1 protein-coding gene is annotated in these 953 nt (G+C 44.2%); it reads right to left on the bottom strand.

The genetic code is table 11. The annotated features are described in order from the left end of the window. A partial coding sequence (locus VC188_RS11875) for an amino acid adenylation domain-containing protein (protein WP_323484102.1) occupies positions 1-953 on the bottom strand: 953 nt, incomplete at both ends.

Consider the following 953-nt stretch of genomic DNA (forward strand, 5'->3'; position numbering starts at 1 on the left):
AAAACGCTCCGCCGTTAATCCTGGTCGATTTAGATAACCACGGGCTAGACCGGCGCCTGCAATGTAAAGCTCCCCAGCAATGCCAGCTGGAACTGGTTCTAGGCTGTTATCTAAAACATAAATGCGGGTATTCCAGATGGGTCGGCCAATGGGGAGTGATTTGACGTCAATATCATCGTTGCAGGACCAGTATGTGACATCAATAGCAGCTTCTGTGGGGCCATATAAATTCTCAATCTGAGTGTTTGGTAATAGCGCAGAAGTTTTTTTGTATAAATCTGCGGGGAGCTCTTCACCGCTACAGATAATTGTTTTAATGCCTTTTGCCAGGTTGATGTCTTCGCTTGCGATAAATGCTTGCAGCATCGATGGTACAAAGTGTAGGGTGGTGACGTCTTTTGCTTTTATTAGGCTAATTAACTTCTCTGGGTCACGATGTTCCCCTGGGCTTGCAACAACTAAGTGCGCGCCATATATTATTGGCCAAAATAATTCCCAAACCGATACATCAAAGCTAAAAGGAGTTTTTTGTAAAACGGTATCGCTGGATGTCAATTGGTAAATATCTTGCATCCAAGCAAGTCTGTTATGTATTGCCTCATGTGTATTGGCTGCACCTTTTGGCTTTCCGGTGGATCCCGAGGTAAATATCATATAAGCCAAATGGTTGGCTTGTAGAGTGTTTTTTGGATTAATGGCGCTCGATAAATAGGCCTCATTATGATCAAGCAACAAGAGGGGTATTTTGGATTTTAAGGGGATTACTTTCGTTAAAGAGCTATGGGTTAGCAGTAAGCGTAGATCCGCCGTATCCAACATATATTCAAGTCGTTCAGTGGGATATTCAGGGTCCAAGGGGACGTAAGCTCCGCCTGCCTTAATGATTCCCAGCAACCCAATCATCATTTCTAGGCTACGTTCAATGCATAAGCCAACCAACACTTCAGGGCCGA

The sequence above is a fragment of the Polynucleobacter sp. MG-28-Ekke-A2 genome (genome assembly GCF_035012985.1).
Lineage (GTDB): Bacteria > Pseudomonadota > Gammaproteobacteria > Burkholderiales > Burkholderiaceae > Polynucleobacter.